Source organism: Actinosynnema sp. NPDC050801, assembly GCF_040673975.1.
In the GTDB taxonomy this organism is placed as follows: domain Bacteria; phylum Actinomycetota; class Actinomycetes; order Mycobacteriales; family Pseudonocardiaceae; genus Actinosynnema.
Genome location: NZ_JBFAQZ010000025.1, coordinates 1 through 23,809, shown reverse-complemented (window position 1 = coordinate 23,809; position 23,809 = coordinate 1). Strand labels below are relative to the sequence as shown.

Sequence of the window (23,809 nt, the reverse complement as noted above, 5' to 3'; positions counted from 1 at the left end):
CGACTTCCAGGCGACCTCGCCCGCCGTCTGCGGAGCAGCGGCAATCCAACTCAGTCCGGGTCGATCCACGCCAGCTGGATGCGCTGCTGCCCCAGCTTGCGGGTGACCAGCGTGCCCCGGCCGGGAGGCTGCGGCGACGGCTTGAGGTTGCCCACGATCGCGCCCTCCTCCTTCGAGCCGGAACCCACCATGATCGGGGCCGAGATCTCCTTCAGCTTGCCCAGGATCGGGTCGTACATCGCGCGCGACGCGCCACCCATGCGGCGCACGGCGACGATGTGCAGACCCACGTCCTTGGCCTGCGGGATGAACTCCGCCAGCGGCGCCAACGGGTTCTGCCCGCCCTGCGGCGCGACCAGGTCGTAGTCGTCCACGACCACGAACAGCTCCGGGCCCTTCCACCACGAGCGGTTCTTCAGCTGCTCCTGCGTGACGTCCGGGCCGGGCAGGCGGTTGACCATCGAGCCCCGGACGTCCTTGATCATGTCCGTGAGCTGCGCCGACGACACCGCGTAGGACAACAGATGGTCGGTGTCGATGAAGCCGAGCATGGTGCGCCGGTAGTCGACCAGCATGATCAGCGCCTCGGACGAGGTGTAGCTGGTCATGATGCCGCGCACGACGGCGCGCAGCAGGTTGGTCTTGCCCGACTCGCCGTCGGCCAGCGCCATGAAGTGCGGGTCGGCGTCGAAGTCCAGGTACACCGGCGCCAACTCGTCCTCGTTGACACCGATCGGCACCAGGTGGCCGCGGTTGGGCCGCTGCTGCTGCACCTGCGCCATGAAGTCGTGGTACGGCAGCAGGTCGGGCAGCAGGCGGACCTGCGGCGCGTGCCTGCCCCGCCAGGCGGCGCGGACCTTGGCGATCATGTCCTGCACGCCCGCTGCCACGTTCTCCGCGTCCGACGACGCGTCGACGCGCGGCAGCGCGGTCAGGAAGTGCAGCTTCTGCGGCGACAGACCGCGACCCGGGCGGCCCGGGGGCACGTTGACCGCGACCTTGCGGTCCACCTCGGACTCGCTGACGTCACCGAGGCGCAGCTCGAACCGCGTGCCGAGCAGGTCCTTCATCGCGGGCCGGATCTCCGCCCACCGGTTCGCCGCCACGACCACGTGCACGCCGTAGGACAGGCCCTGCGCGGCCAGCGCCTGCACCGCGGGCTCCAGCGCCTCGAACTCCTGCCGGAAGTTCATCCAGCCGTCCACGATCAGGAACGCGTCACCGAAGTTGTCGTCGCGGATCTCGCCGCGCCGCCGCCGGTTGCGGAACTCGACCATCGAGTCGATGCCCTGCGCGCGGAACCGCTGCTCGCGCTCGGAGATCAGGCCGGACAGCTCGGCCACCATCCGGCGCGCCTTGTCCACGTCCAACCGGCTGGCGAAACCACCGACGTGCGGCAGGTTCTCCAACGAGGCGAGCGTACCGCCACCGAGGTCGAGGCAGTAGAACTGCGCCTCCTCGGGGGTGTGCGTCAACGCCATGGACGTGATCAGCGTGCGCAGCATCATCGACTTGCCCGACTGCGGACCGCCGACGATCGCACCGTGACCGGCCGCACCGGAGAAGTCCGCCCACAGCAGGTCGCGCCGCTGCTCGAACGGCTTGTCCACCACGCCCAACGGCACCTGGAGCTTGCCGTTGGAGAAGAACCCGGGCGCGGTCAGACCGCGGTCCTCGGTCGCCTGCAACGGCGGCAGCAGCGTGTCCAGCGACGGCGGCTCGTTCAGCGGCGGCAGCCACACCTCGTGCGCCGGCGGGCCCTGGCCGACCAGGCGCTCGACGATGACTTCCAGCTCGGACGGCTCGTTGGAGTCGTCCTCCTTCTTCTCCTGCTTGACCGGCTCTATCGGCCGCACCGGCTCCTTGGGGATCTCGATGTAGTCCGGCACGAAGTAGCGCGGCCGCTTGTCGCTGGTGACCGGCGCGGACGGGCCCGCGACCTGCAAGCCGGCCGGCCGGTACGGGCCGGACACGTACAGCGCCTTGAACCGGGTCAGCGGCGAGCCCTGCACGCCCAGGTACCCCGAACCCGGGATGGGCGGCAGCTCGTAGGCGTCCGGCACGCCGATCGCGGCGCGCGACTCGGCGGCGGAGAAGGTCTTCAGACCGATCCGGTAGGACAGGAACGTGTCCAGACCGCGCAGCTTGCCCTCCTCCAGCCGCTGCGAGGCCAGCAGCATGTGCATCTGCAGCGACCGGCCGACGCGGCCGATCTGGAGGAAGATGTCGATGAAGTCCGGCTTCGCGGTCAGCATCTCGGAGAACTCGTCGATGCAGATGAACAACGCCGGCAGCGGGTCGAGGTCGGCGCCGTTCTCGCGCGCCTTCTCGTAGTCCCACACGTTCTTGTAGTTGCCCTTGGCCAGCACTTCCTGGCGACGCGACACCTCACCGGCGATCGCGTCCTTCATGCGGTCGACCAGGGTCAGGTCGCCCGCCAGGTTGGTGATCGTCGCGGCGACGTGCGGCGCCTTGTCCAGGCCGAGGAACGTCGCGCCACCCTTGAAGTCGACCAGGATCATGTTGAGCGAGGTCGAGGAGTGCGTGGCCAGCATGCCCAGCACCAGCGTGCGGAGGAACTCGGACTTGCCGGAACCGGTCGCGCCGATGCACAGGCCGTGCGGGCCCATGCCCTCCATGGCCGCTTCCTTGATGTCCAGCTCGACCTGCTGACCGAACTCGCCGATGCCGAACGGCACCCGGTAGCGGTCGCGCACCGGCCTCGGCCGCCACGCCGCCTGCACGTCGAAGGTCATCGGGTCGCCGGGGATGCCCAGGAACTCCAGCAGCGGCGGGTTGTTGCTCATCGACAGCGGGTCCTCGTCGCTGCCGCCCGCGTCCACGCCACCGATCCGGTACGGCGAGATCCGCCGGGCCAACGCCTCGGCCTCGACCACGCTCAGCCAGTCCGGGCCGCCGAACCACTCGACGCCGCTGGCGCTGCGCGCGCCGAGCTTGCCGTCCTCGATCACCAACCGCAGGCCGCGGCGGGCGGTGAGGTTGCCCAGGGACTCGGACAGGTCGAGCAGCGTGACGCCGACCAGGCCCTCCTCCAGGATGATCTGCTCTTCGCGGGTGACGTCGCCGTCGTCGATCAGGATCACCACGTGCGGCTGGTCGGCGGGCGGCGGCGCGTTGCGGGTGAACCGCTGCCGGTCGCGCAACTGCTCGTCCAGCATCTGCTCGACCTCGGCCAGCGAGCCCGCCATCATCCGCATCTGCCCGATGCCGTCGACGATCGCCGGGTGCTGCACGTGCGGCAGCCACTTCATCCACTCCCACTCGGCCTTCGTGCGGCCGGTGGTGACGACCGCGATCAGCAGGTCGTCCGGGGAGTGGAAGGTGACCATCTGGGCCAGCAGGGCGCGGGCCAGGCCGCGCTTCTCCTCGATGTCGCCGATCAGGCCGACGGCGGCGAAGCCGCGCAACGCGATGGAGATCGGCAGGTCGGGCACCAGCGAGTGGGCGCGCACGAACCGGCGCAGCGCCAGCGTCGCGATCGGCTCCAACTCCTCGACCGGCCCGGTCTGCGGCGGCACGAGCCGGGTGGCCAGCCGCTGCGAGCCACGGCCCGCGCGCAGGTGGCAGAAGTCCGGGTCGTTCTGCCTGCGCTCCCACATGCGGCGGGTGGTCGCCAGGGACCACAGCATCTGCGGGTCGGGGTGCACCCACTCGCGCTCGGCGCGCTGCTCGTTGGCAGCCTCGCGGGCGCGGTCGCGCATCTGGCCGAGGTACCGCAGGTAGTCCTTGCGGTCCTCGTTCATCTCGGCCTTCTTCTGGCCCTTGCCGCTGCCCATGCCGCCGGCCATCATGCCGATGGTCGAGACCAGCATCATGCCGGGCATGATCATCGCAGCGGGGCTGCGCCCGCTGTAGCTGAACATCAGCACCATCATGCCGACGGACGACACGATCATGACGACGGGCATCGCCTTCATCATGACGTTGCCGGGGATGACCCGGGGCACCTCGGGCGGTGGTTCGAGGTGGACCTCACCGCCCGGTGGACGGGGAGCAGCGAGGCGTGCCGTGCGCTTGAACTGCAGCGTGCTCACCTGACAGGCACCTCTTCAGCATCGATCCGTAACCGACCACCCCGACTGCGCCCGGGACCCACACCACCCGGATCCCGGCCGGGCGCGGGCCCGCCACAGTCGCAACGACACTATGGCGCATCGGAACCCCGCACGACGCGGGGTCGGGGAAATCAGCGGCCAACGTGTTGCGCGGAACAGCCCTGCCACGACCCCCGCTGCCCCCATACTGGGTCCGTTCCTCCGGGGCGGGCCTCAGCACGCCCGACCGGACCAATAGGGTCGGGGCGGAACCACAGCACACACTGATCAGGACTTTAGGGGGCGCTGGTGGCGACCGGTACGACGGTGTTCAGCCGGGTGACGGTGGTTGCGCCGCGAACGCGTATCGACGTCGCGCTGCCCGCCGACGTCGCGGTGGCCGACCTGCTGCCGATGCTGCTGGACATGGCCAAGGAGGCCACTCCGGACGGTGGCGTGCGGCACGGCGGCTGGGCGTTGGCCAAGCTGGGCGAGGGTCCGCTGGACCCCAGCCGCACGCTGGCCTCGCTCGGCGTGGTCGACGGCGAGCTCCTCCAGCTGCGCAAGCGCAACGAGAACCCGCCACCACCGCTGTACGACGACGTGGTCGACGCGATCGCCGAGTCGGACCCGGACAGCTTCCGCCCCTGGACCAAGGACACCGCGCGGCGCTACGGCCACCTCGCGGGCGCGCTCGCGCTCATCACGGCCGCGATCGCGGTGCTGATGGCCGGTCCGCTCGCGGGCGGCGGCAACCTCGCGCCGGCGATCTGCGCGGGCGTGGTCGCCATCGCGGCGCTGGCCGCGGGCGCGGTCGTGGCACGGGCCTACGCGGCCACCGGCACGGGCGTGCTGATCGTCGCGGCGGGCGGCCTGCCGATGGCCTACGTCGCGGGCCTCTACATCGTGCCCGGACCGGTCGGCCGGCCCAGCCTGCTGCTGGCCAGCGTGCTGGTGCTGATCTTCGCCTCGGCCGCGATCATGCTGATCGGCCGGGGCATCACGGTGTTCATCGCCGCCGCCACGGCGGGCGCGCTGAGCGCCGCCGCGTTCCTCGTCGGCATCTTCGTGGACCACCCGCTGCAGGGCATCGCGGCGGCCACCGCGGCCGTCTCGCTGGCGATGCTGTCCGCGCTGCCCCGGTTGACGATCCAGCTGGCGAAGCTGCCGCTGCCGACCGTGCCGGGCAGTGCCGAGGACCTCAAGGAGGACACCGGCTTCCCGGAGTACTCCGTCATCGAGCGGCGCACCGCCAACGCGCACGAGTACCTGACCGGCACGATCATCGGCTGCGGCGGCATCGCCGCCGTGTTCGCCGTGATCGCGGCGGGCGACGGTTCCATCTGGGGCCCGCTGCTGGCGATCGTGGTCACGCTGGTGCTGCTGCTGCGCGGCCGGGCCTACGCCAACGGCGCGCAGGCGGTGGCGCTGCTGGCCAGCGGCATGGTCGCGGGCACGGGCGTGCTGCTGGGGTGGCTGCTGGAGTCCTCGCCCGCCGACCGGCTGCTGTACGTGTTCGGCACCCTCGTGGTGGTCGGCGCGGGCGCGCTGGTGCTCGGCGTGATCTTCCCCAACCAGAAGTTCTCCCCGGTGCTGCGCCGCACGGTCGACATCCTGGAGGCCATCCTCATCGCCGCGGTGCTGCCGCTGGCGCTGGCGGTGATGGACCTCTACGTGGCCATGCGCCAGCTCATCCCCGCGTGAGGCCCTGATGCGCATCCGCAAGTTCGCCGCGCTGACCGCGGCGGCGGTCGCCCTGGTGACCGCGCCCGGCGCGCACGCCCAGCCCTCGACCACGAACCCGAGCGGCCGGCCGAACTCGCAGCCGCCGCCGGTGGACCGGGCGTTCCTGCGCCAGCCCGCGGCGCCGGTGGAGGACGTCAACTACCAGAAGGCGACGCTGTGCGTCACCTCGGGCACGGGCAACCGCCCCATCCCGAACAAGCCGTGGGGCCAGATGCAGCTGCGGCTGGAGGAAGCGCACCGCTTCGCCACCGGCAAGAACCAGAAGCTCGCCATCATCGACACCGGCGTGAACAAGAACCACCCGCGGCTGACCGGCCGGGTCACCGCGGGCGGCGACTACGTCGAGACCGAGAAGGGCGGCGTCGAGGACTGCGACGGCCACGGCACCGAGGTGGCGGGCGTGGCCGCGGCCAGCCGGGACGAGGCGACCGGGTTCATCGGCGCCGCGCCCGACGTGCAGGTGCTGGCGTTCCGGCAGACCAGCAAGCACTTCAAGTACGAGGACCCGGCGAAGGTCGACAGCCGTCCGTCCGCGGGCAAGGTCGGCACCCTGGCGCAGGCCATCCTCGCCGCCGTGCAGCAGGGCGCCGACGTCATCAACATCTCGCTGACCTCGTGCGAGCAACCGCGTGAGCCGAGCAACCAGGAACGCGAGCTGCAGGCCGCGATCAACTGGGCGGTGAACGACAAGGACGTCGTCATCGTGACCGCCGCGGGCAACATCGACTCCGAGGGCGGCTGCCAGGGCCAGAACGACAACCAGAACCCGAGCACGGTCAACGTGGTCGCGTCGCCGCCGTGGTACGCCGACGACGTGCTGTCCGTGGCGTCGATGAACATGCAGGGCGAGGTGTCGTCGTTCTCGGTGTGGGGCCCGTGGGTCAGCGTGGCCGCGCCGGGCGAGAACATCGTCACCCTCGACCCGGCGGGCCAGGGCCTGACCGACGCCAACGGCGACGCGAACGGGCGGCTCACCGCGATCCAGGGCACCAGCTTCGCCGCGCCGTACGTGGCGGGCGTGGCCGCGCTGGTGCGCGAGCGGTTCCCGGACCTGACCGCGCGGCAGGTGATGGACCGGATCAAGGCCACCGCGCAGCACCCGGGCAACCCGGGCGGCCGCGACCACAAGGTCGGCTACGGGATGATCAACCCGGTGGCCGCGCTGACCGCCGAGCTGCCGTCCGAACGGCCCGGCGCGAAGCCGGTCGCACCGGAGCAGCTGATCACCAACCTCGGTCCGCTGAACCCGCCCAGCAGCACGCCGATGATCGTGGCGCTGTCCGGCACCGGCGCCGGCGTGGGTGCGCTCCTGCTGACGATGTTCATCGTGCACACGGTCAACCGCAACCGCGCCAAGCGCGTAGCCAACCCGAAACGCTCTGTGATCTGAACCGGGCCGCGACGATCTGAACCGGCCGCGACGCGAGGTCGCGTCGGTCGTCCGTCGCTCATCCCGCGGCAATCACGCTCTTCGATTGCCGCGGGATCAGCGGCGGACGACCGACTTCCAGGCGACCGAGCCGCCGTCTGCGGAGCAGCGGCAATCCGACTCAGTCCTCGCCGAGGACCGGTGGGGCGGACTTCTTGGGCTTGCCGAAGACCTGCTCGGTCGAGCCGGCCAGCTGGACCTTCGACTTGTGCTCCTTGTCGCCGCCCTGCTGACCGCCGGCGCCCATGCCACCCATCATCCCGCCGCCCATCATCCCGGCGCCGCCGACGGCCGGGCTGGACGGACCCGCCGCCGCGGCCGCCGCCGGACGTGGGCCGGACTCGGCCGGACGGGGTTCGGAGACACCCGTCGTCCCACCCTGCTGCATCCGTTCCCCGGGGTCGCCTGCGGGCATCCCGCCACCGCCGGGCACACCGCCGCCACCGCCACCGGGCACGCCACCGCCACCGCCACCGCCCGGCGCGCCCCCACCGGAGCCCGAACCACCACCGGCCGCGGCCGGTTTCGTCTCGGCGGGCGGAGTGGTCGGCGCCGTCGGCACCGCCGGCGCCGTCGGCTTCTCGGGCGCGGTGAACGCCCAGTTCTGCTCCGGGTAGCGGTGCTCCATCTTCACGTCGGCGAAGTCGTCCGATCCGGACACGCCGTCGCACAGCCGCAGGAACGCCTCCAGCACGTCCCGCACCGACTCGTGCAGCTCCTTCGCCGGGTCGTGCAGCTCGTCCAACGCCTCCGCCACGCGCCGGTCGCCGTCCACCGGCAACGCCGCCGCACCGGACACCGTGTCGGCCGCCTCGGCGAACACCCGGGACATGTCCTCCACGATGCCGCGGATGCCCTCGGCGGTCTGGTCGAGCGCCTCGCCCATCGCGTGCATCGCGTCGGACATGTCGTGCCCGGCCAGACCGACCTTCTGCATGTGCTCGACGAACGAGTCCGCGTCCCGGCCCTGCCACGCCGAGTCCAGCTTGCCCAGCGGCTTGGTCAGGTCGCGCGTCACGTGCTCGGCGACCAGCCCGGCCTTGCGCCAGCGCTCCGCCTCGTCGTGCAGGTCGTTCCAGTCGCCCACGACCGGCGCGAAGTAGTCCGCCACGAGGTCGCGCAGACCGAGCCTGCGGCTGATCCCCGACAGGTAGTCCAGTTCCGGCCCCACCTCGGCGGCGATCTGCCTGCCGTCCTTGCCCCGCATCAGCTCAACCCCGCCCGGCGGTCGACCGCCTTGATCAACGCCACCGCGTCGTCGTCCTGGGCGCCGTAGTGCTCGGCCACTTCCTGCAAGCCCTTGGCCGCGGACGTGAGCACCTCGCACGCCCGGTCCAGCTGCTGGTTCAGCATCCCCGCGGCCCGGCCGTACGCCTCGGCGTTGCGCAACGTGCGGCCCAGCTCGCCGAAGCTCTGGGCGCGCACCGGCTCCGCCCGCAGCTCGGACCGCGCGCGGGTCAGCTCCTCGGCCGCTTCCTCGACGCGCTTCGCGTACAGCTCCAGCCAGCGCGGGTCGACCGCGACCTGCCCGCCGCCCGTCGCCATGGGCGCGGACCTGCGTGTGACCTCGTTCACCCGGACACCTCCCGCACCCTATGACGGGAACCGGCCCACGCCGGTTCCGCCGAAGGGCTCAAGCTCGTGCTCGACCGCCCGGCTCGGCTCAGCCGCCCTGCTTCTGCGCCTTCTCCTCGGGCAGCAGGCCGTTGCCCTTCGGCACCGGGATGGAGTCCCAGCTGCGGGAGGCGTCGTTGCGGTTGAGCTGCGGCCCGTTGGGCAGCAGCCGCAGGATCGACTCGGGGCCCGGCGAGAAGCCGTCCGCGCCGAGGCCGAGCGCGCCGCTGGTGATGACGTCGGGGATGCCGTACTTCACACCACGACCGGTGACCAGGTGGATCGGGCCGCTGGCGAAGTCCTGGGTGGACGTCGCGCTGCGCACCACGGCCGACTTGCCCGGCGCCATCACGAACTGGCTGACGACCTCGCCGGTCGCGCCGACCTGGTTGATCTCGACCGGCACCACGTTCGACGGGATGGGCAGCGACGGCGCGATGGTCACCTTGGTGTGCTGCGACTTGTTGGCCGAGTTGACGTTCTGGGCCTGCCAGCCCAGGCACAGCACCCTGTTGTTCTGGTTCGGCTCCAGCGTCTCCGGCACCTCGGACGGGTAGTCGGAGAAGTCGAGCTGGCTGACCTTCTCCGCGTCGTTGGTCTTCGCGATGTCGACCAGCTTCGGCTTGGCGCCCTGCGCGTAGGTGGCCCGGATGAGGTCGCCGGCGGCCTTGCTGACCTCCTGCAACCCCTCCTTGAGCGCGACGTAGAACTTGGAGTCCGCGCCGGTGCGGGAGACCTCGATCACGTCGCCGACCCGGAGGTTCTCGCCCGGCACGTACGCCACCGCCTGGCCGCGGCCGGCGATCTCCGGCGCCACCAGCGGCTTGGCCTCGGGGATCGCGTTGAGCAGGCCCGAGCTGACCGCGCGCGGCTTCTGCTGGCCCAGGTTCAGCGCGGTGACGACGTTCGCGTTGGTGAGGTCGACCTTGGCGCGGACCGTCGACGTCGAGGTGATCTTGGAGTTCTGCGGCGCCTTGTAGATGAGGTACGCCTGCTTGTCGTCGGTACCCGCGCGCACCAGCAGTGCGCGGTTGCCGTCGAGCAGCTCGCCGCCGCCGCTGTAGCCCGCGAGGACGGTGGTGGTGAACTTGCCCGGCGCCGACGGGTCGTTCAGCGACTCGTCCAGCGTCAGGGTGTCGCACACCGACCAGTCCGGGCCGATCCGGTCCGCGGGCTTCGGCAGCACGTCCGGCCCGTCGGGGATGCCGGTCAGCCGGCCCTTGGGCAGCTTCGCCAACGCCTTCTCGCTGACCAGCTTCGGGTCACCGCCCGCGACCTGCGGACCCGCGTTCACCTGGCCCGCCGCCGCGTCGGCACCCGCCACCTGCGCCTGCCCCTTGTCCGGGGTGGACCGCTGGAGCAGCAACAACCGCGCGGACGCGAGGTTCGTCATGGGGATCAACGTCTTGGTCGTGCCGACCGTGTGCACGACGTAGACCTGACCGGTCTCCTTGGAGATGGCGATCTGCGTCTGGTCGTCGACCTGCGGGTCCGGCGAGAAAAAGCCGAAGATCAGGAACCCGATGAGCCCGATCACGCCGAGCAGGACACCTACCGCGGTCGCGCGCGAGTGCGTGCGCATCGGGTCGTGCAGCATCACCGCGTCTCTGCGCACCAGGGCGGACTGCATCCTGCGCAGCACGAAGCGGTAGGCCTGGACCTGTGACTTGGTGGTGGGTGTTGATGCCATTCTCGGCTCGCTGCTCTCCCAGTCGCGGTACGGTCTGCACGATAGCCGGACGGCGGGTGGTCCGTGTGCGGGTTGGTCAGACCCGGTCGGTCCACCCGGCGCACGCCGACGGAAAGAGAACCAGAGCGGATGTCCGTGACCACCCCACATCCGGGCCAGCCCAATCCCGCCATGGCGCGCGCGCAAGCGGCGGGCGGCGCCGTGCGCGCGGCACTGCTCCGGGCGCGTCGCCGCACCACGGGCGCGAGCCTGGGCGCGCTGCCGGTCGCCAACCTGGTCGTGCTCGAGGTCGGCGTCGCCATCGGCCTGGTCCTGCTGGCCGTGGGCGCCACCGGCGCCGGCATCGAGCCCGTGCACATGTACGTCGCGGGCGGTGTCGTGCTGATCGCCCTGATCCTCGCGTTCACCAGGTCCAAGGGCCGCTGGCTGACCCAGTGGATCGGCCTGGTGGTGCGCTACAGCTTCCGCTCGCACAGCCACACCGCCAAGCGCACCGGCCCGGTCGAGATGAAGCCCCCGTCGGAGGAGGAGTCCTCGGTCATCGGCCCGGACGACCCGCGGGTGGCGTTGCTGCGCCTCGCGGTGCCGGACCTGGTGGTGGCACGGGGCGTCGACCACGAGCACCGTCCGCTGGGCATGGCCTGGCACCAGGGCGCCTGGACCGCCGTGCTGCTGGTCGACCCGGCGCCGGGTCTGATCACCGCGGTGGGCAGCGCGCCGTCGCTGCCGCTGGGCGCGCTCGCGCCGACGTTGGAGGACCGCGGTGTGGTGCTCGACGCGATCTCGGTGATCTGGCACTGCTACCCGGGCAGCGCCGCGCTGCCCACGAACTCGCCCGCGCTCAACTCCTACATGGAGGTGCTCGGCCCGCTGCCCGCGGCGGCGCGCCGGACCACGTGGATCGCGGTGCGGCTGGACCCGCGGCGCTGCGCGGCGGCGATCCGGGAACGCGGCGGCGGCGTCGTGGGGGCCCACCGGGCGTTGATCGGTGCGCTGTCGCGCGTGCGCAACGCGCTGGAGTCGACCGGTGTCTCGATCCGACCGCTGGACCCCGACGAGCTGATCCGGGCGGGCATCTCGGCGGCCGAGCTGACCTCGGTGGCCGGGTCGAACAACTCGGTGTCGTTGCGGGAGAAGTGGTCCGGTGTGACGGCGGGTGGCGTCGGCCACGCCAGCTACGCGATCACCGGCTGGCCGGCCAAGGGCATGCGCAACAACCTGAACGCGCTGACCGGCGTGCGGGCGCTGTCCTCGACGTTGTCCATGACGATCTCGCCGAGCAGCGAGCAGGGCCAGGTCGGGTTGCGCGGCATGGTGCGGGTGAGCGCCCGGACGCCGTCCGAGCTGGACCGCGCCGACGACCGGCTCAAGGCGCTGGCCGACAAGCTCGACATCACGCTGACCCCGTTGAACGGCCTCCAGGTCGCCGGGCTGTCCGCGACGCTGCCGCTGGGAGGTGTGGCGTGAGCAACTCCCGGTTGATGGACTCGCGGGGCAAGGGCGTGGCGCCGGAGTTCCTGGTGTCGCCGCAGATGCTGGACGTGGTGAGCCCGTCGGGCGACCGCGGCGGCATGGTGCTCGGCTCCGGCCTGCAGGGCGAACCGCTGACGATCTCGGTGCTGCGGTCCGCGCCGACCCGCATGGTCGTGGTCGGCGGGCTGTACCTGGCCCGGCAGATCGCGCTGCGGGCGATGGCGACGGGCGCGTGGATCACCATCGCGACGGGTCGCCCGGCAGCCTGGCAGCCGGTGGTGCGCGCGGCGGGCGCGGGCCAGGACGGCCGTCCCTCGCCGCTGGTGCAGCTGCGCCGGCTGAGCCCGGTGGAGCTGCCCCGGCCGTCGGAGGACAGCCCGCTGCTGGTCGTGCACGACGGCGGCCACGTGCCGCAGGAGTTGTTCCCGCCGCGGTCGCCGTGGCAGACCACGATGTACGTGCTGCCCTATTTGCACCCCCAGGCGGCGACCACCGCGAATTCCGCGGACCTCGTGCTGCTGCAACGGCTGCCGGTCGGGCAGGCGCAGTTGGCGAGCCAGATCTGGCGGTTGCCGCCGCAGATGGCCCACCAGCTGACCACGCTCAAGGACGACCAGGTGATCGCGCTCGGCACGAACCTGTGGCGGCCGTTGCGGCTGGTCACCACGCCCGGTGAGCAGCAGATCCTCGGTGCCGTCCGGCGCGGCGACTGATCCGCGCAGGCAAAGCCGACGTGCCCCCGGACGGTTGTCCGGGGGCACGTTTTTCGGTGTGGGTCCAGTCACTCTCCGCACGAATTCGTTCACAGCACGAATAAAACTGTGGAGGAGCCGTTCGTCGGTTCTTACCGACAAATTCTTGCGCCTCACCCGCGAGGCGAACTAGGAACAACTCATCGTGTCCGCCGGGCTCGGGGGCGACGCCGACCGGACACCCACCCTGCGAAGAGGAGACCCCCTGCCATGGGAGACGTTCGCGCGTCCTGGACCAAACGGTCGGCCGGTGTCGGGCTGGCCACGGGCACGGCGTTCGCGGTCACGGCCGCACTGACCACCTTCACCTCCGCCGCGGCGGAGGGCGAGATCCGCGGGTTGGGCGCGCCCAACGCGGTCAAGGACAGCTACATCGTCGTGCTCAAGGACATGAGCACGAGCAGCGTCGGCTCGCTGGGCGCCAAGTACCAGGCGAACGTCAAGCACACCTACACCCACGCGGTGCGCGGCTTCTCGGCCACCATGAGCGAGGCGCAGGCCCGCAAGCTCGCCGCCGACCCGTCGGTGTCGTACGTGCAGCAGGACGGCGAGGTGAAGATCTCCGGCACGCAGGCGCCGACCCCGTCGTGGGGCCTGGACCGGATCGACCAGGCCGCGCTGCCGCTGGACAACTCCTACACCTACCCGAACGAGGGTGAGGGCGTCACCGCCTACATCATCGACACGGGCATCCGGTTCTCGCACACCGACTTCGGCGGTCGCGCGGTGACCGGTCGCGACACCGTCGACAACGACAACGACGCCAGCGACTGCAACGGCCACGGCACGCACGTGGCGGGCACCGTCGGCGGCACGAAGCACGGCGTGGCCAAGAAGGCCAAGCTGGTCGGCGTGCGGGTGCTGAACTGCGCGGGCTCCGGCACGTACGCGGGCGTCATCGCGGGCATCGACTGGGTGACCGCGAACGCGGTGAAGCCGGCGGTCGCGAACATGTCGCTCGGCGGCGGCGCGGACGCCACGGTCGACCAGGCCGTGCGCAACTCCATCGCGTCGGGCGTGACCTACGGCCTGGCGGCGGGCAACGACAACGGCGCGAACGCGTGCAACGTGACGCCGGCCCGCACCCTGGAGGGCATCACGGTCGGTTCCACGACCAACACCGACGCCCGGTCGTCGTTCTCCAACATCGGCACCTGCCTGGACATCTTCGCGCCGGGCTCGTCGATCACGTCGGCGTGGTACACCGACGACACCGCCACCAACACGATCAGCGGCACGTCCATGGCCACGCCGCACGTCGTCGGCGCGGCGGCCGTGTACCTGGCCGCCAACCCCACCGCCACGCCGCAGCAGGTGCGCGACGCCCTGGTCAACGGCGCGACGAACAGCGTGGTCGGCAACCCTGGCACCGGTTCGCCGAACAAGCTGCTGCGCCTGGTCGGCTCGTCCACCCCGCAGCCCGGCAACTGCGCGCCGAAGACCAACGCGACCGACGTGGCCGTGCCCGACCTGGGCACCGCCTCCAGCCCGATCGCGGTGACCGACTGCGCGGGCAAGGCCGGCTCGTCGGCCACGGTCGAGGTGCACGTCAAGCACACCTACCGGGGCGACCTGGTGATCGACCTGATCACGCCCAGCGGCGCGGTCAAGCAGCTCAAGGTGCAGTCCGGCTCGGACAGCGCGGACAACGTCGACGCGACGTACACGGTGAACCTGTCGGCCGAGAACGCCAACGGCACCTGGCAGCTGCGCGTGCGTGACGCGTTCAACCAGGACACCGGCTACATCGACACCTGGACCCTCGACCTGTAAGCGGTCGCCTGATCCAGTCGGCCGACAGCGGCCCCTCGCCAGTCCCACCGGCGGGGGGCCGCTCCGCGTTCACCTACCCGCGTGCCGGCGATCCGGACGGTCGACCTGGCCGGTCAGTCGCGGGGCGCGAACCTGACCTCCCACCGGTTCGAGCCCGAGGCGGAGACGTACGTGGTCGACGACGACTTCGGTCCACCCGTACCCCGACCTTGATCTCACACCCGGGCCGCGCACGACTGGAGGGCCTCCAGCACCCGCGGCCACGTGCAGTCGGTCGGCTCGGTGGTCCGGTTGTGCGTCGTGATCCGCAGGCGTTCCTCCCGGTCGGTCGCGAGGCGGGCGATCCCGGCGGCCAGGTCGTGGGTCAGCACGCCCTCCACGCCGTCGCGCACGAAGTCCGCCACGCCCGTCCCCGGCCGCGCGACCACCGGCACCCCCGCCGTCCGCGCCTCCAGCGCCGCCAGCCCGAACGCCTCCTGCGACGCCGCGTTCACGAACACGTCCGCACCGGCCAGCAGGTGGCCCACACCCCGCCGGTCGAGTCGGCCGGGCAGGCTGACCCACCCCATGCCGTGCCGCTCCACGTACCGCCGCAGGACCGCCATCTCCGGCCCGGAGCCCGCCACCGTCGCCCGCAACGGCACGTCCGCCGACACCGCCCGCAACGCCCGCAGCAACGCCAGCGGCTCCTTGCGCGCCGCGAGCCGGCCCACCGACACGACGTGCACCGCGTCGTCCGGCCGCTGCGTCGGGATCCCCCGCCACGCCGACGGCACGATCCCGTTCGGCACCACCCCCACCGGCACCCCCGGCGCCGCCGCGCGCACCCGGTCCGCCGCCGCTCGGCTCACCGCCGCCACCGCCACCCGCGCCGTGCTCCACGACGCCAGCCGGTCCAGCACCCGGTAGCACCGCTGCACCACCGGGTCCCACATGCTGTGCACCACGACCACCGTCGGCAACCCCAGCCGCAACGCCGACCGCACCCCCGACCACGCGAACGGCGACACCGCTCCCACGTGCACGTACACCACCGACGGCGACAGGGAGCCGAGCACCCGGTCCAGGTGCGCGCCCGCCCGCGGGTGCACGGGCAGGTCCCACGGCAGCCGCACGGCGATCCGGTGCACCGAGTACCCGTCACCCGGCGACGCGAGCCTGGTCGCGGTCACCACGTGCACGTCCTCCCCGGCACCCGCCTGCTCCCGCGCCAATCCGGATACCTGCACCTCGATCCCGCCCAGCCGGGGCAGGAAGCAGTCGGTGACGTGGATGGTGGACAAGTGCACTCCCGTCAAGCCGCCGAACGGACCAACTGACACTCTTGCACTCGTGAGCCGAACGTGCGTTTTCTTCCACGCCCACCCCGATGACGAAGCCCTGTTGACCGGCGGCACGATGGCGCGCCTCGCGCGGGAGGGACACCGCGTGGTGCTGGTCGTCGCCACCGCCGGTGAACGGGGCCTGAGCGCGCACGGGACCGACCTCGGCGCGGTCCGCACCAGGGAGGCCCACGCGTCGGCGCGCGTCCTCGGCTGCGCGCGGGTGGAGTTCCTGGGCTACCCGGACTCCGGCCTGGACGGTCGGCACGGGTTCGCCCGCGCCGACGTGGGCGAGGCCGCGGTACGGCTGGCCGAGCTGCTGCACGAGGAACGCGCCGACCTGCTGACCACCTACGACCCCCACGGCGGCTACGGGCACCCGGACCACGTCCAGGTGCACCGGGTCGGCACGCTGGCCGCCGAACTCGCCGGCACGCCCCGCGTGTGGGAGGCGACGGTCGACCGCACCTGGCTGCTGCGCGGCCTGCGGCTGCTCAGGCTCGCCCGCCGGTTCGACCTGGCCCAGTTCGAGAAGGCCTACACCGCCCGCGCGGAGATCACCCACTCGGTGGACGTCCGGCGGTACGCGCACGTCAAGCGGGCGGCCATGGCGGCGCACGCCACGCAGACCACCGGCGGCGAGTCGACCCGCACCCTCGCCGCGCTGCTCCGGCTGCCGCCACCGCTGTTCAAGGTGGTCCTGGGCACCGAGTGGTACGTCGAACGCCCGCGGTGGTGCGCACGGTGAAGCCGTGGTGGCGGGTCACCGCGTCGTTGGCGTCACTGGGCCTGGCGGCGTGGCTGGTGGTCGCGCTGGTGCCCGCCGTGGGCGGGGTGGCGTGGACGGCCGTCGGCGCGCAGTTGCGCGAGATCGGCCCTGGCACCGCCCTCTGGTTGACGGCGCTGTGGCTGGCCGGGCTCTGGGCCTACACCTACGTGCTCACCGGTTCGCTGCCCGGCCTGCGCAACACCCAGGCGTTCAGCCTGAACGCGGCGGGCAGCGCGATCAGCAACGTGCTGCCGTTCGGCGGCGCGGCCGGGGTGGCGGTGACCGCGGTGATGGCGTCGAGCTGGGGCCACTCGGCCCGCGCGATCACCACGTCGACGATCGTCAGCGGCCTGTGGAACGCGCTGTCCCGGGCGGCGCTGCCCCTGGTGGCGCTGGTCGTGCAGGGCGCGGTGGTGCTCGGCAACGGCGTCCTGGTCGCGACGGTCACGGCGGTCGCCGGGCTGCTGGTCGCGGTGGTCCTGGTGCTGCGGATGCGGTGGCTCGGCCGGCTGCTGGGCGGCCGGGCCACCCGGTTCCTGCTGCGGCTGCGCCGGCAGACCGCGCAGGTGATCCGGGCGAGCTGGCGGCAGATGACCGCGGGGATGCTCGCCTACCTGCTGTTGCAGGGCGTGCTGCTGTGGTGGTGCCTGGCCGCCGCGGGGGTCCACCTGGGGCTGGGGGCGACGGTCGCCGCGTTCGCGGTGAGCAGGCTGCTCACGCTGGCCGTGATCACACCAGGCGGGGTCGGTGTCACCGAGAACGGCACCATCGCGCTGCTGATCAGCCTCGGCACGCCCGCCGCGCCGGCCGTGGCGGGCGTGCTGCTGTTCGCGTTCTTCACCTACCTGGTGGAGATACCGCTGGGCGGTGCGGTCTGGCTCAGCTGGTCGGTGCGCCGCGCACGTTCCGGGTGACAGCGGCGCGCGCGGCGAGCTCGTCGTCGGCCGGGTAGTCGACCCGGACCAGCGCCAACCCGTGCGGCGGCGCCACCGCCACCTCGCTGGACCGCGCGGCCAGCGACAGCAGCGACGCGGGCCAGGCCACCGGCTTGCGGCCCTCGCCCACCGCGAGCAGCGCACCGACCAGGCTGCGCACCATCGAGTGGCAGAACGCGTCCGCGGACACGTGCGCGGTCAGCACGTCACCGTCGCGCACCCACTCCAGGCGTTGCAGCTCACGGATCGTGGTCGCGCCCTCACGGCGCTTGCAGAACGCGCAGAAGTCCCGTTCGCCCAGCAGCAGCCGGGACGCGGCGTTCAGCGCGTCCAGGTCCAGCGGACGCGGCCAGGCCAGCGTGTCCAGCCGCCGCAACGGGTGCGCGCCGAACGCGGCGTCGGTGACCCGGTACTCGTAGTGCCGGCGCAACGCGGCGAACCGCGCGTCGAACTCGACCGGCACCACCCGCGCCGAGAACACCCGGACGTCCGCGGGCAGCGCACGGGCCAGGCGCCTGGGCAGGCCCGCGACGTCGGCGGACGCGGGCAGGTCGACGTGCGCCACCTGCCCCGACGCGTGCACACCGGCGTCCGTGCGACCCGCCACGGTCAGCCGCACGTCCTCCCGCAGCACCGTCGACAGGGTGTCCTCCAGCACGCCGCACACCGTGCGGCGGCCGGGCTGGCGCGCCCACCCGGAGAACTCCGTGCCGTCGTAGGCCAGGTCCAGGCGCACACGAACGAGCCCGTCGTCCCCAGCGGGGACGACGGGCTCGTCGATGAGGTTCGGGTCCGTCAGGACTCGTCCTTCTTGTCCTCGGCCTTGTCCTCGGCCTTCGGGGCCTCGGTGGCCTCGTCCGAAGCGCCCTCGGCGGGCTCCTCGGCGGCGTCCTTCGTGGCGGACTCGGGCGCGTCGGCGTCCTGGTCCTGCACGTCCTCGGACTTGGTCGCGTCGGACTCGACGGCCTTGGGGGCCTGGTCCTTGGCGAACTTCGTCTTGCGGGCGCGCTCCGCCTCGGAGGTGACGGTGGACTCCGCGACCAGCTCGATCACGGCCATGGGGGCGTTGTCGCCCTTGCGCGGCAGCGTCTTGGTGATGCGGGTGTAGCCACCGGGGCGGTCGGCGAACTGCGGACCGATCTCGGCGAACAGCTTGTGCACGATGTCCTTGTCGCGGATGACCTTGAGGATCTCGCGACGGTTGTGCAGGTCACCGACCTTCGCCTTGCTGATCAGCTTCTCGGCGTACGGCCGCAGCCGCTTCGCCTTCGCCTCGGTGGTCGTGATCCGACCGTGGGTGAACAGGGACGTGGCCAGGTTGGCCAGCATCAGCCGCTCGTGGGCCGGCGAGCCCCCGAGACGGGGTCCCTTGGTGGGGGTGGGCATCGAATTGCTCCTCGGATTTCTTTCTGATCCTCTGCTCCGGCCCGGCCGCTAAGCGGCCTCAGAGCTGCTCGGTCTCCGCGTAGTCCTGGCCGTCGTCGTGGGTGTCCACGGCGGTGTCCGTGCCCCAGCCTTCGGCCGGGTAGTCGGACGCGGCGGCCGACGGGTCGAACCCAGGGGGGCTGTCCTTCAGCGCCAAGCCGAGGCCGACGAGCTTCATCTTGACCTCGTCGATCGACTTCGCACCGAAGTTGCGGATGTCCAGCAGGTCCGCCTCGCTGCGCGAGACCAGCTCGCCCACGGTGTGGATGCCCTCGCGCTTGAGGCAGTTGTAGGACCGGACGGTGAGGTCCAGGTCCTCGATCGGCATCGCGAACGCCGCGATGGTGTCCGCCTCGGCGGGCGAGGGGCCGATCTCGATGCCCTCGGCGTCGACGTTCAGCTCGCGAGCGAGACCGAACAGCTCGACCAGCGTCTTACCGGCCGACGCGACGGCGTCGCGCGGCGTGATGGACGGCTTGGTCTCGACGTCGAGGATCAGCTTGTCGAAGTCGGTCCGCTGCTCGACACGGGTGGCCTCGACCTTGTAGGTCACCTTCATGACGGGCGAGTAGATCGAGTCGACCGGAATGCGGCCGATCTCGGCACCGGCCTGCTTGTTCTGCACGGCGGGGACGTAGCCGCGACCGCGCTCGACCACGAGCTCGATCTCCAGCTTGCCCTTGCCGTTCAGGGTGGCGATGTGCAGGTCGGGGTTGTGCACGGTGACACCGGCCGGAGGCACGATGTCGCCCGCGGTCACCGCGCCCGGCCCCTGCTTGCGCAGGTACATGGTCACCGGCTCGTCCTCCTCGGAGCTGACGACCAGCTCCTTGAGGTTGAGGATGATGTCGGTGACGTCTTCCTTCACACCGGGGACGGTCGTGAACTCGTGCAGCACACCGTCGATGCGGATGCTGGTCACGGCCGCGCCGGGGATGGACGACAGCAGGGTGCGGCGGATCGAGTTGCCGAGGGTGTAGCCGAAGCCCGGCTCCAGCGGCTCGATGACGAACCGGGAACGGGTCTCGTTGACCGCTTCCTCGCTGAGCGAGGGACGCTGTGAAATCAGCACTGGGTTCTTCCCTTCTAACCCCGACGCCCGCTATTTGACGTCGTGGAAGCCGGTCGCGGAGACCGGCAAACGCATGCGGCACACCATTTCGCGCCGCCGCGGGACCCGACTGGAGGGCCCGTCCTCGCGGACGGGCCCTCCAGGAGGATCACTTCGAGTAGAGCTCGACGATCAGCTGTTCGGTGACGGGCGTGTCGATCTGCGCCCGCTCCGGCAGCTGGTGGACCAGGATGCGCAGGTTGGACTGCACGACCTGGAGCCACGCCGGGATCGGCCGGTCACCGAAGGAAGCACGCGCGGCCTCGAAGGGCAGCGTGGGCAGCGACTTCGGCTTCACGTCGATGATGTCGAACTTCGACACCCGGAAGCTCGGGATGTTGACCTTCTGGCCGTTCACGATGAAGTGACCGTGGCTGACCAGCTGGCGGGCCTGACGACGGGTGCGCGCGAGACCCGCGCGGTACACCACGTTGTCGAGCCGGGACTCCAGGATCTGCAGCAGGTTCTCACCGGTCTTGCCGGGGCGACGAACCGCTTCCTCGTAGTAGCGCCGGAACTGCTTCTCCAGGACGCCGTACGTGTAGCGGGCCTTCTGCTTCTCCTGGAGCTGGAGCAGGTACTCCGACTCCTTGATCCGACCGCGGCCGTGCTGGCCGGGCGGGTAAGGACGACGCTCGAACGCCTGGTCCCCGCCGACGAGGTCGACCTTGAGACGGCGCGAGATGCGAGTGGCCGGTCCGGTATAGCGAGCCATGTTGTCTTACTCCTCCCCGTGCCTCAGACCCGGCGCCGCTTGGGCGGGCGGCAGCCGTTGTGGGGCTGCGGGGTCACGTCCTGGATGGTGCCGACCTCGAGGCCGGCGGCCTGCAGCGAACGGATCGCGGTCTCGCGGCCGGAGCCGGGACCCTTCACGAACACGTCCACCTTGCGCATGCCGTGCTCGGCGGCCTTGCGGGCGGCGTTCTCGGCGGCCATCTGCGCGGCGAACGGCGTGGACTTGCGAGAGCCCTTGAAGCCGACGTGGCCGGCGGACGCCCAGCTGATCACGTTGCCCATCGGGTCCGTGATGGACACGATGGTGTTGTTGAACGTGCTCTTGATGTGCGCCTGGCCGTGCGAGACGTTCTTCTTTTCCTTGCGCCGGACCTTCTTGACCCCGGCGCCCGTACGGGACTTGGGTGGCATGTCTGGGTGAACTCCTACTTGCTAGAGACGCGAGGTCTTACTTCTTTCCGGCCTTCTTCTTGCCGGCGACGGTCTTCTTCGGACCCTTACGAGTGCGCGCGTTCGTCTTGGTGCGCTGCCCGCGGACGGGCAGGTTGCGACGGTGCCGCAGCCCCTCGTAGCAGCCGATTTCCATCTTCCGGCGGATGTCGGCCTGAACCTCGCGGCGGAGGTCACCCTCGACCTTGAAGTGGTTCTCGATGTAGTCCCGCAGCTTCGCCAGGTCGTCGTCAGCGAGATCCTTCACCCGGATGTCCGGGGAGATCTCGGTGGCGGTCAGCAGCTCCTTCGAGCGCGTCCGACCGATGCCGAAGATGTAGGTGAGCGCGATCTCCAACCGCTTTTCGCGGGGGAGGTCGACGCCAGCGAGTCGTGCCATACGGCGCTTGCTCCTAACAGTGGTGTCGCTCCAGGTCTGCTCCTCGCCCGATCCCGGGACTGACTCGCTGTGTCAGTTCCGGTCGCTCTCGCGACCGGTGTCCCGGCCCCGGCCTGGAGTCCGGGGGTGTGCCGCACGTGGTGCGTGGTGCGCGGCAGGTGCGAGGAGGCTTACTCATGTCGCGTCGGTGAAGACTCGACTCGTGCTCGTGGTGCTGGTCAGCCCTGGCGCTGCTTGTGGCGCAGGTTCTCGCAGATCACCATGACCCGGCCGTGGCGGCGGATCACCTTGCACTTGTCGCAGATCTTCTTGACGCTCGGCTGGACCTTCACGCCTGAGCTTCTCCTGCGTCAGCCGGTGCGCCCGTGCCCGGGCGCGCCGGAGGTCACTTGTAGCGGTAGACGATGCGCCCGCGGGACAGGTCGTAGGGCGAGAGCTCCACGACAACCCGGTCCTCAGGGAGGATGCGGATGTAGTGCTGACGCATCTTGCCGCTGATGTGTGCCAGGACCTTGTGACCGTTCTCCAACTCGACGCGGAACATCGCGTTGGGGAGCGGCTCGACTACGCGGCCCTCGACCTCAATGGCCCCGTCCTTCTTGCCCATGTCCTCCGCGTTTCGTGACGGTGAGTGTTACTTCTGGAGTGCGGGCACGCGGCACCCCGACTCCTCCAGGCCCTTGCGAACCCTGTCAGCTGCGGGAGCGGTGCCCCCGGGCATGACGGAACCGGCGCGACGTATGCGCCACCTGTCCATACTACGCGCGTCAGCGCCGACGCCCAAATCGGGCCAGCCGACCGGCCACGAGGACCAGGCCCCAGGGTCCGGCGACCCAGATCCACCACGGGTACAGCGCCTCGCTGGTGGACAGGCTGATGATGCCCCAGATGAGGAAGTTGATCGAGCTCGCGGCGAACCACGCGCCGGTCATGGCCCTGGACAGCGTGCTCGACCGGCGCTTCGCGGGCGGGGACGCGTCGTGCGGCAGGTCGGCGGTCAGGGCGTTGAGCTCGGCGTACGTGCGGGCCTCGTAGACGGCGCGGGTGCGCTCGTCGTACTCGGCCAGGGTCAGCCTGCCGTCGGCGTGCGCGCGGAACAGCTCCTCGGCGACCGCGGCCCGGTCGTTGTCGGCTGCCCGGATGAAGGACTCGTTCACGTCGACGTCTCCCTTCGCCGCAAACGCCGCGATGCGCGCAATGCGCCGTGATGGTAACAGCGTTACCGTTCCGGGTGGGAGGTTGGGTAGGTGGTGCTCGGGTAGATGGTGCTCGGGTAGATGGTGCTCGGGTAGATGGTGCTCGGGTAGGTGCCTGGGTAGGTGCCGGTCGAGCCGGGGTTCCGGCGGGAGCCCAGGCGGGCGTTCGAGCCGGTGCTCGGGCGGGTGGACCACCAGATGACGCCGAGCACCGTGCCCGGCGGCACCGCGACCCAGAGGAACCACGGGTGCACGAGGCCGTCGCCCGCGAGGAGGCTGACGAGCAGCCAGAGGGCGAAGTTCAGCGCGCTGACGCTCAGCCAGATCGTGGTGAGCACCTTCATCGCCTTGCGCCCGCCGCTCGTTCTCGCCCGTTCCGGGGTGAGCGGGGCGGCGGAGGTGGCAGGTGCGAAGGGTGTGGACGGCGCGGACGGCACGTGGGGCAGGTCGGCGGTGAGGGAGGCCAGTTCGCCTCGGGTCTTGGCCTCCCAGGTGCGCACGACGCGCGCGTCGAACTCGGCGAGGTCGAGGCTGCCGTCGGCGTGCGCGCGGTGGAGCCACTGCTGGACCAGTTCGCGTTCGGCGTCGGAGGCCCGGATGTCCTCGGGCCGCACAGGCTGGGTCACCCGTACATCGTGACGCGGCGAACCTGTCGGGGGACATGGGGCTAACCCCCCGCTTCACCGCCGCCGAACGGCTCTGGTGTGGGTGTGGATGCGGGTGTGGGTGTGGGTGTGGGGAGAGCGTCGAAAGGTCCAGAGCGTCAAAAGATCAAAGATCAAAAGCGTCCTCGCCGGACGGGCAGATCAGCAGGATGACAGGGCCACGCGATCCACTCCCGAACCAGCGTGGTCCGGGCTTCGTGTCATCCCGCCGACCTCCACAAGGGCAACCACACGTGTCAAGGGGGCGGCAAGACACCCACAACCCGGCAAACCTGAACACCGCCCCCTTG

General features: G+C 71.1%; 23 protein-coding genes. 8 read left to right on the top strand and 15 right to left on the bottom strand.

All coding sequences use genetic code 11. The annotated features are described in order from the left end of the window. Positions 1-50: 50 nt before the first annotated feature. Positions 51-4,055: a type VII secretion protein EccCa gene (eccCa, locus tag AB0K14_RS34825; protein WP_360460295.1), complete on the bottom strand. Its 4,005-nt coding sequence runs from the start codon at positions 4,053-4,055 to the stop codon at positions 51-53. A gap of 309 nt (positions 4,056-4,364) precedes the next feature. Between eccCa and eccD the strand changes: the two genes are divergently transcribed. Together eccD and mycP are read left to right on the top strand one after the other, a co-directional pair. After that, entirely contained in the window at positions 4,365-5,759 is a 1,395-nt protein-coding gene (gene eccD / locus AB0K14_RS34820; RefSeq protein WP_360460293.1) for a type VII secretion integral membrane protein EccD, read from the top strand. Positions 5,760-5,766: 7 nt separating this feature from the next. Continuing rightward, positions 5,767-7,191, top strand: coding sequence for a type VII secretion-associated serine protease mycosin (gene mycP / locus AB0K14_RS34815; RefSeq protein ID WP_360460291.1), 1,425 nt, complete (start codon positions 5,767-5,769; stop codon positions 7,189-7,191). A gap of 160 nt (positions 7,192-7,351) precedes the next feature. Here mycP and AB0K14_RS34810 read toward each other — a convergent pair whose 3' ends face one another. The 3 genes from AB0K14_RS34810 to eccB all read right to left on the bottom strand — a co-directional run bounded on the left by AB0K14_RS34810 (position 7,352) and on the right by eccB (position 10,534). Continuing rightward, positions 7,352-8,437, bottom strand: coding sequence for a hypothetical protein (locus AB0K14_RS34810; RefSeq protein ID WP_360460290.1), 1,086 nt, complete (start codon positions 8,435-8,437; stop codon positions 7,352-7,354). Further along, the gene (locus tag AB0K14_RS34805) at positions 8,437-8,805 is read right to left on the bottom strand and encodes a hypothetical protein (protein WP_360460288.1); all 369 of its coding nucleotides are present in this window, start codon (positions 8,803-8,805) and stop codon (positions 8,437-8,439) included. Before AB0K14_RS34805 ends, AB0K14_RS34810 begins: the two co-directional genes overlap by 1 nt. 88 nt (positions 8,806-8,893) lie before the next feature. Further along, on the bottom strand, positions 8,894-10,534 hold the full coding sequence (gene eccB / locus AB0K14_RS34800; protein ID WP_360460286.1) for a type VII secretion protein EccB: 1,641 nt from the start codon (positions 10,532-10,534) through the stop codon (positions 8,894-8,896). Positions 10,535-10,705: 171 nt separating this feature from the next. On the opposite strand from eccB, the gene eccE reads away from it, so the two are divergent. The 4 genes from eccE (at position 10,706) to AB0K14_RS34780 (ending at position 14,745) form a co-directional block, all read left to right on the top strand. Continuing rightward, positions 10,706-12,001, top strand: coding sequence for a type VII secretion protein EccE (eccE, locus tag AB0K14_RS34795; RefSeq protein WP_360460284.1), 1,296 nt, complete (start codon positions 10,706-10,708; stop codon positions 11,999-12,001). Between the two features lie 14 nt (positions 12,002-12,015). After that, a complete protein-coding gene (locus AB0K14_RS34790; RefSeq protein WP_360460354.1) occupies positions 12,016-12,720 on the top strand; it encodes a hypothetical protein in 705 nt (234 codons plus the stop codon). A gap of 249 nt (positions 12,721-12,969) precedes the next feature. Beyond that, a complete protein-coding gene (locus AB0K14_RS34785; RefSeq protein WP_360460283.1) occupies positions 12,970-14,532 on the top strand; it encodes a S8 family peptidase in 1,563 nt (520 codons plus the stop codon). 81 nt (positions 14,533-14,613) lie between these two features. Further along, a complete protein-coding gene (locus AB0K14_RS34780) occupies positions 14,614-14,745 on the top strand; it encodes a hypothetical protein (RefSeq protein WP_360460281.1) in 132 nt (43 codons plus the stop codon). Positions 14,746-14,747: 2 nt separating this feature from the next. Here the strand turns inward: AB0K14_RS34780 and AB0K14_RS34775 are convergent, their stop codons facing one another. Beyond that, positions 14,748-15,815 carry a glycosyltransferase family 4 protein gene (locus tag AB0K14_RS34775; RefSeq protein ID WP_360460279.1) on the bottom strand — a complete coding sequence of 356 codons (1,068 nt, stop codon included), beginning with the start codon at positions 15,813-15,815 and terminating at the stop codon, positions 14,748-14,750. Positions 15,816-15,864: 49 nt separating this feature from the next. Between AB0K14_RS34775 and AB0K14_RS34770 the strand changes: the two genes are divergently transcribed. Further along, positions 15,865-16,602 (top strand): PIG-L family deacetylase, encoded by a 738-nt coding sequence (locus tag AB0K14_RS34770; protein WP_360460277.1) that lies wholly within the window; start codon positions 15,865-15,867, stop codon positions 16,600-16,602. Next, positions 16,599-17,537 carry a lysylphosphatidylglycerol synthase domain-containing protein gene (locus AB0K14_RS34765; protein WP_360460275.1) on the top strand — a complete coding sequence of 313 codons (939 nt, stop codon included), beginning with the start codon at positions 16,599-16,601 and terminating at the stop codon, positions 17,535-17,537. Before AB0K14_RS34770 ends, AB0K14_RS34765 begins: the two co-directional genes overlap by 4 nt. Here AB0K14_RS34765 and truA read toward each other — a convergent pair. From truA to AB0K14_RS34715, 10 genes are all read right to left on the bottom strand, one after another. Then, positions 17,503-18,294: a tRNA pseudouridine(38-40) synthase TruA gene (truA, locus tag AB0K14_RS34760; RefSeq protein ID WP_360460273.1), complete on the bottom strand. Its 792-nt coding sequence runs from the start codon at positions 18,292-18,294 to the stop codon at positions 17,503-17,505. The two genes, AB0K14_RS34765 and truA, sit on opposite strands and share 35 nt — an antisense overlap. 59 nt (positions 18,295-18,353) lie before the next feature. Further along, positions 18,354-18,944, bottom strand: a complete 591-nt coding sequence (rplQ, locus tag AB0K14_RS34755) for a 50S ribosomal protein L17 (RefSeq protein WP_360460271.1) — start codon at positions 18,942-18,944, stop codon at positions 18,354-18,356. A 58-nt stretch (positions 18,945-19,002) separates the two neighbouring features. Further along, a complete protein-coding gene (locus AB0K14_RS34750; RefSeq protein ID WP_123745287.1) occupies positions 19,003-20,055 on the bottom strand; it encodes a DNA-directed RNA polymerase subunit alpha in 1,053 nt (350 codons plus the stop codon). A 148-nt stretch (positions 20,056-20,203) separates the two neighbouring features. After that, a complete protein-coding gene (gene rpsD / locus AB0K14_RS34745) occupies positions 20,204-20,809 on the bottom strand; it encodes a 30S ribosomal protein S4 (RefSeq protein ID WP_053718426.1) in 606 nt (201 codons plus the stop codon). A gap of 23 nt (positions 20,810-20,832) precedes the next feature. Next, positions 20,833-21,240, bottom strand: a complete 408-nt coding sequence (gene rpsK / locus AB0K14_RS34740) for a 30S ribosomal protein S11 (protein WP_033436732.1) — start codon at positions 21,238-21,240, stop codon at positions 20,833-20,835. Positions 21,241-21,277: 37 nt separating this feature from the next. Next, entirely contained in the window at positions 21,278-21,658 is a 381-nt protein-coding gene (gene rpsM, locus AB0K14_RS34735) for a 30S ribosomal protein S13 (RefSeq protein WP_360460268.1), read from the bottom strand. Between the two features lie 218 nt (positions 21,659-21,876). After that, on the bottom strand, positions 21,877-21,990 hold the full coding sequence (rpmJ, locus tag AB0K14_RS34730; protein WP_010148647.1) for a 50S ribosomal protein L36: 114 nt from the start codon (positions 21,988-21,990) through the stop codon (positions 21,877-21,879). Between the two features lie 53 nt (positions 21,991-22,043). After that, complete coding sequence (gene infA, locus AB0K14_RS34725) at positions 22,044-22,265, bottom strand: translation initiation factor IF-1 (protein ID WP_005166804.1); 222 nt, start codon at positions 22,263-22,265, stop codon at positions 22,044-22,046. Between the two features lie 160 nt (positions 22,266-22,425). After that, complete coding sequence (locus AB0K14_RS34720) at positions 22,426-22,815, bottom strand: DUF1707 domain-containing protein (RefSeq protein ID WP_360460266.1); 390 nt, start codon at positions 22,813-22,815, stop codon at positions 22,426-22,428. Positions 22,816-22,877: 62 nt separating this feature from the next. Next, entirely contained in the window at positions 22,878-23,480 is a 603-nt protein-coding gene (locus AB0K14_RS34715; protein WP_360460264.1) for a DUF1707 domain-containing protein, read from the bottom strand. Between the last annotated feature and the right edge of the window lie 329 nt (positions 23,481-23,809).

Coding starts and splice junctions, on each gene's coding strand:
- infA (WP_005166804.1), bottom strand. CDS start 22,265: ATGGGCAAGAAGGACGGGGCCATTGAGGTCGAGGGCCGCGTAGTCGAG.
- AB0K14_RS34790 (WP_360460354.1), top strand. CDS start 12,016: ATGGACTCGCGGGGCAAGGGCGTGGCGCCGGAGTTCCTGGTGTCGCCG.
- AB0K14_RS34810 (WP_360460290.1), bottom strand. CDS start 8,437: ATGCGGGGCAAGGACGGCAGGCAGATCGCCGCCGAGGTGGGGCCGGAA.
- rplQ (WP_360460271.1), bottom strand. CDS start 18,944: ATGCCCACCCCCACCAAGGGACCCCGTCTCGGGGGCTCGCCGGCCCAC.
- rpsM (WP_360460268.1), bottom strand. CDS start 21,658: ATGGCACGACTCGCTGGCGTCGACCTCCCCCGCGAAAAGCGGTTGGAG.
- eccE (WP_360460284.1), top strand. CDS start 10,706: ATGGCGCGCGCGCAAGCGGCGGGCGGCGCCGTGCGCGCGGCACTGCTC.
- mycP (WP_360460291.1), top strand. CDS start 5,767: ATGCGCATCCGCAAGTTCGCCGCGCTGACCGCGGCGGCGGTCGCCCTG.
- AB0K14_RS34785 (WP_360460283.1), top strand. CDS start 12,970: ATGGGAGACGTTCGCGCGTCCTGGACCAAACGGTCGGCCGGTGTCGGG.
- eccB (WP_360460286.1), bottom strand. CDS start 10,534: ATGGCATCAACACCCACCACCAAGTCACAGGTCCAGGCCTACCGCTTC.
- rpsD (WP_053718426.1), bottom strand. CDS start 20,809: ATGGCTCGCTATACCGGACCGGCCACTCGCATCTCGCGCCGTCTCAAG.
- rpsK (WP_033436732.1), bottom strand. CDS start 21,240: ATGCCACCCAAGTCCCGTACGGGCGCCGGGGTCAAGAAGGTCCGGCGC.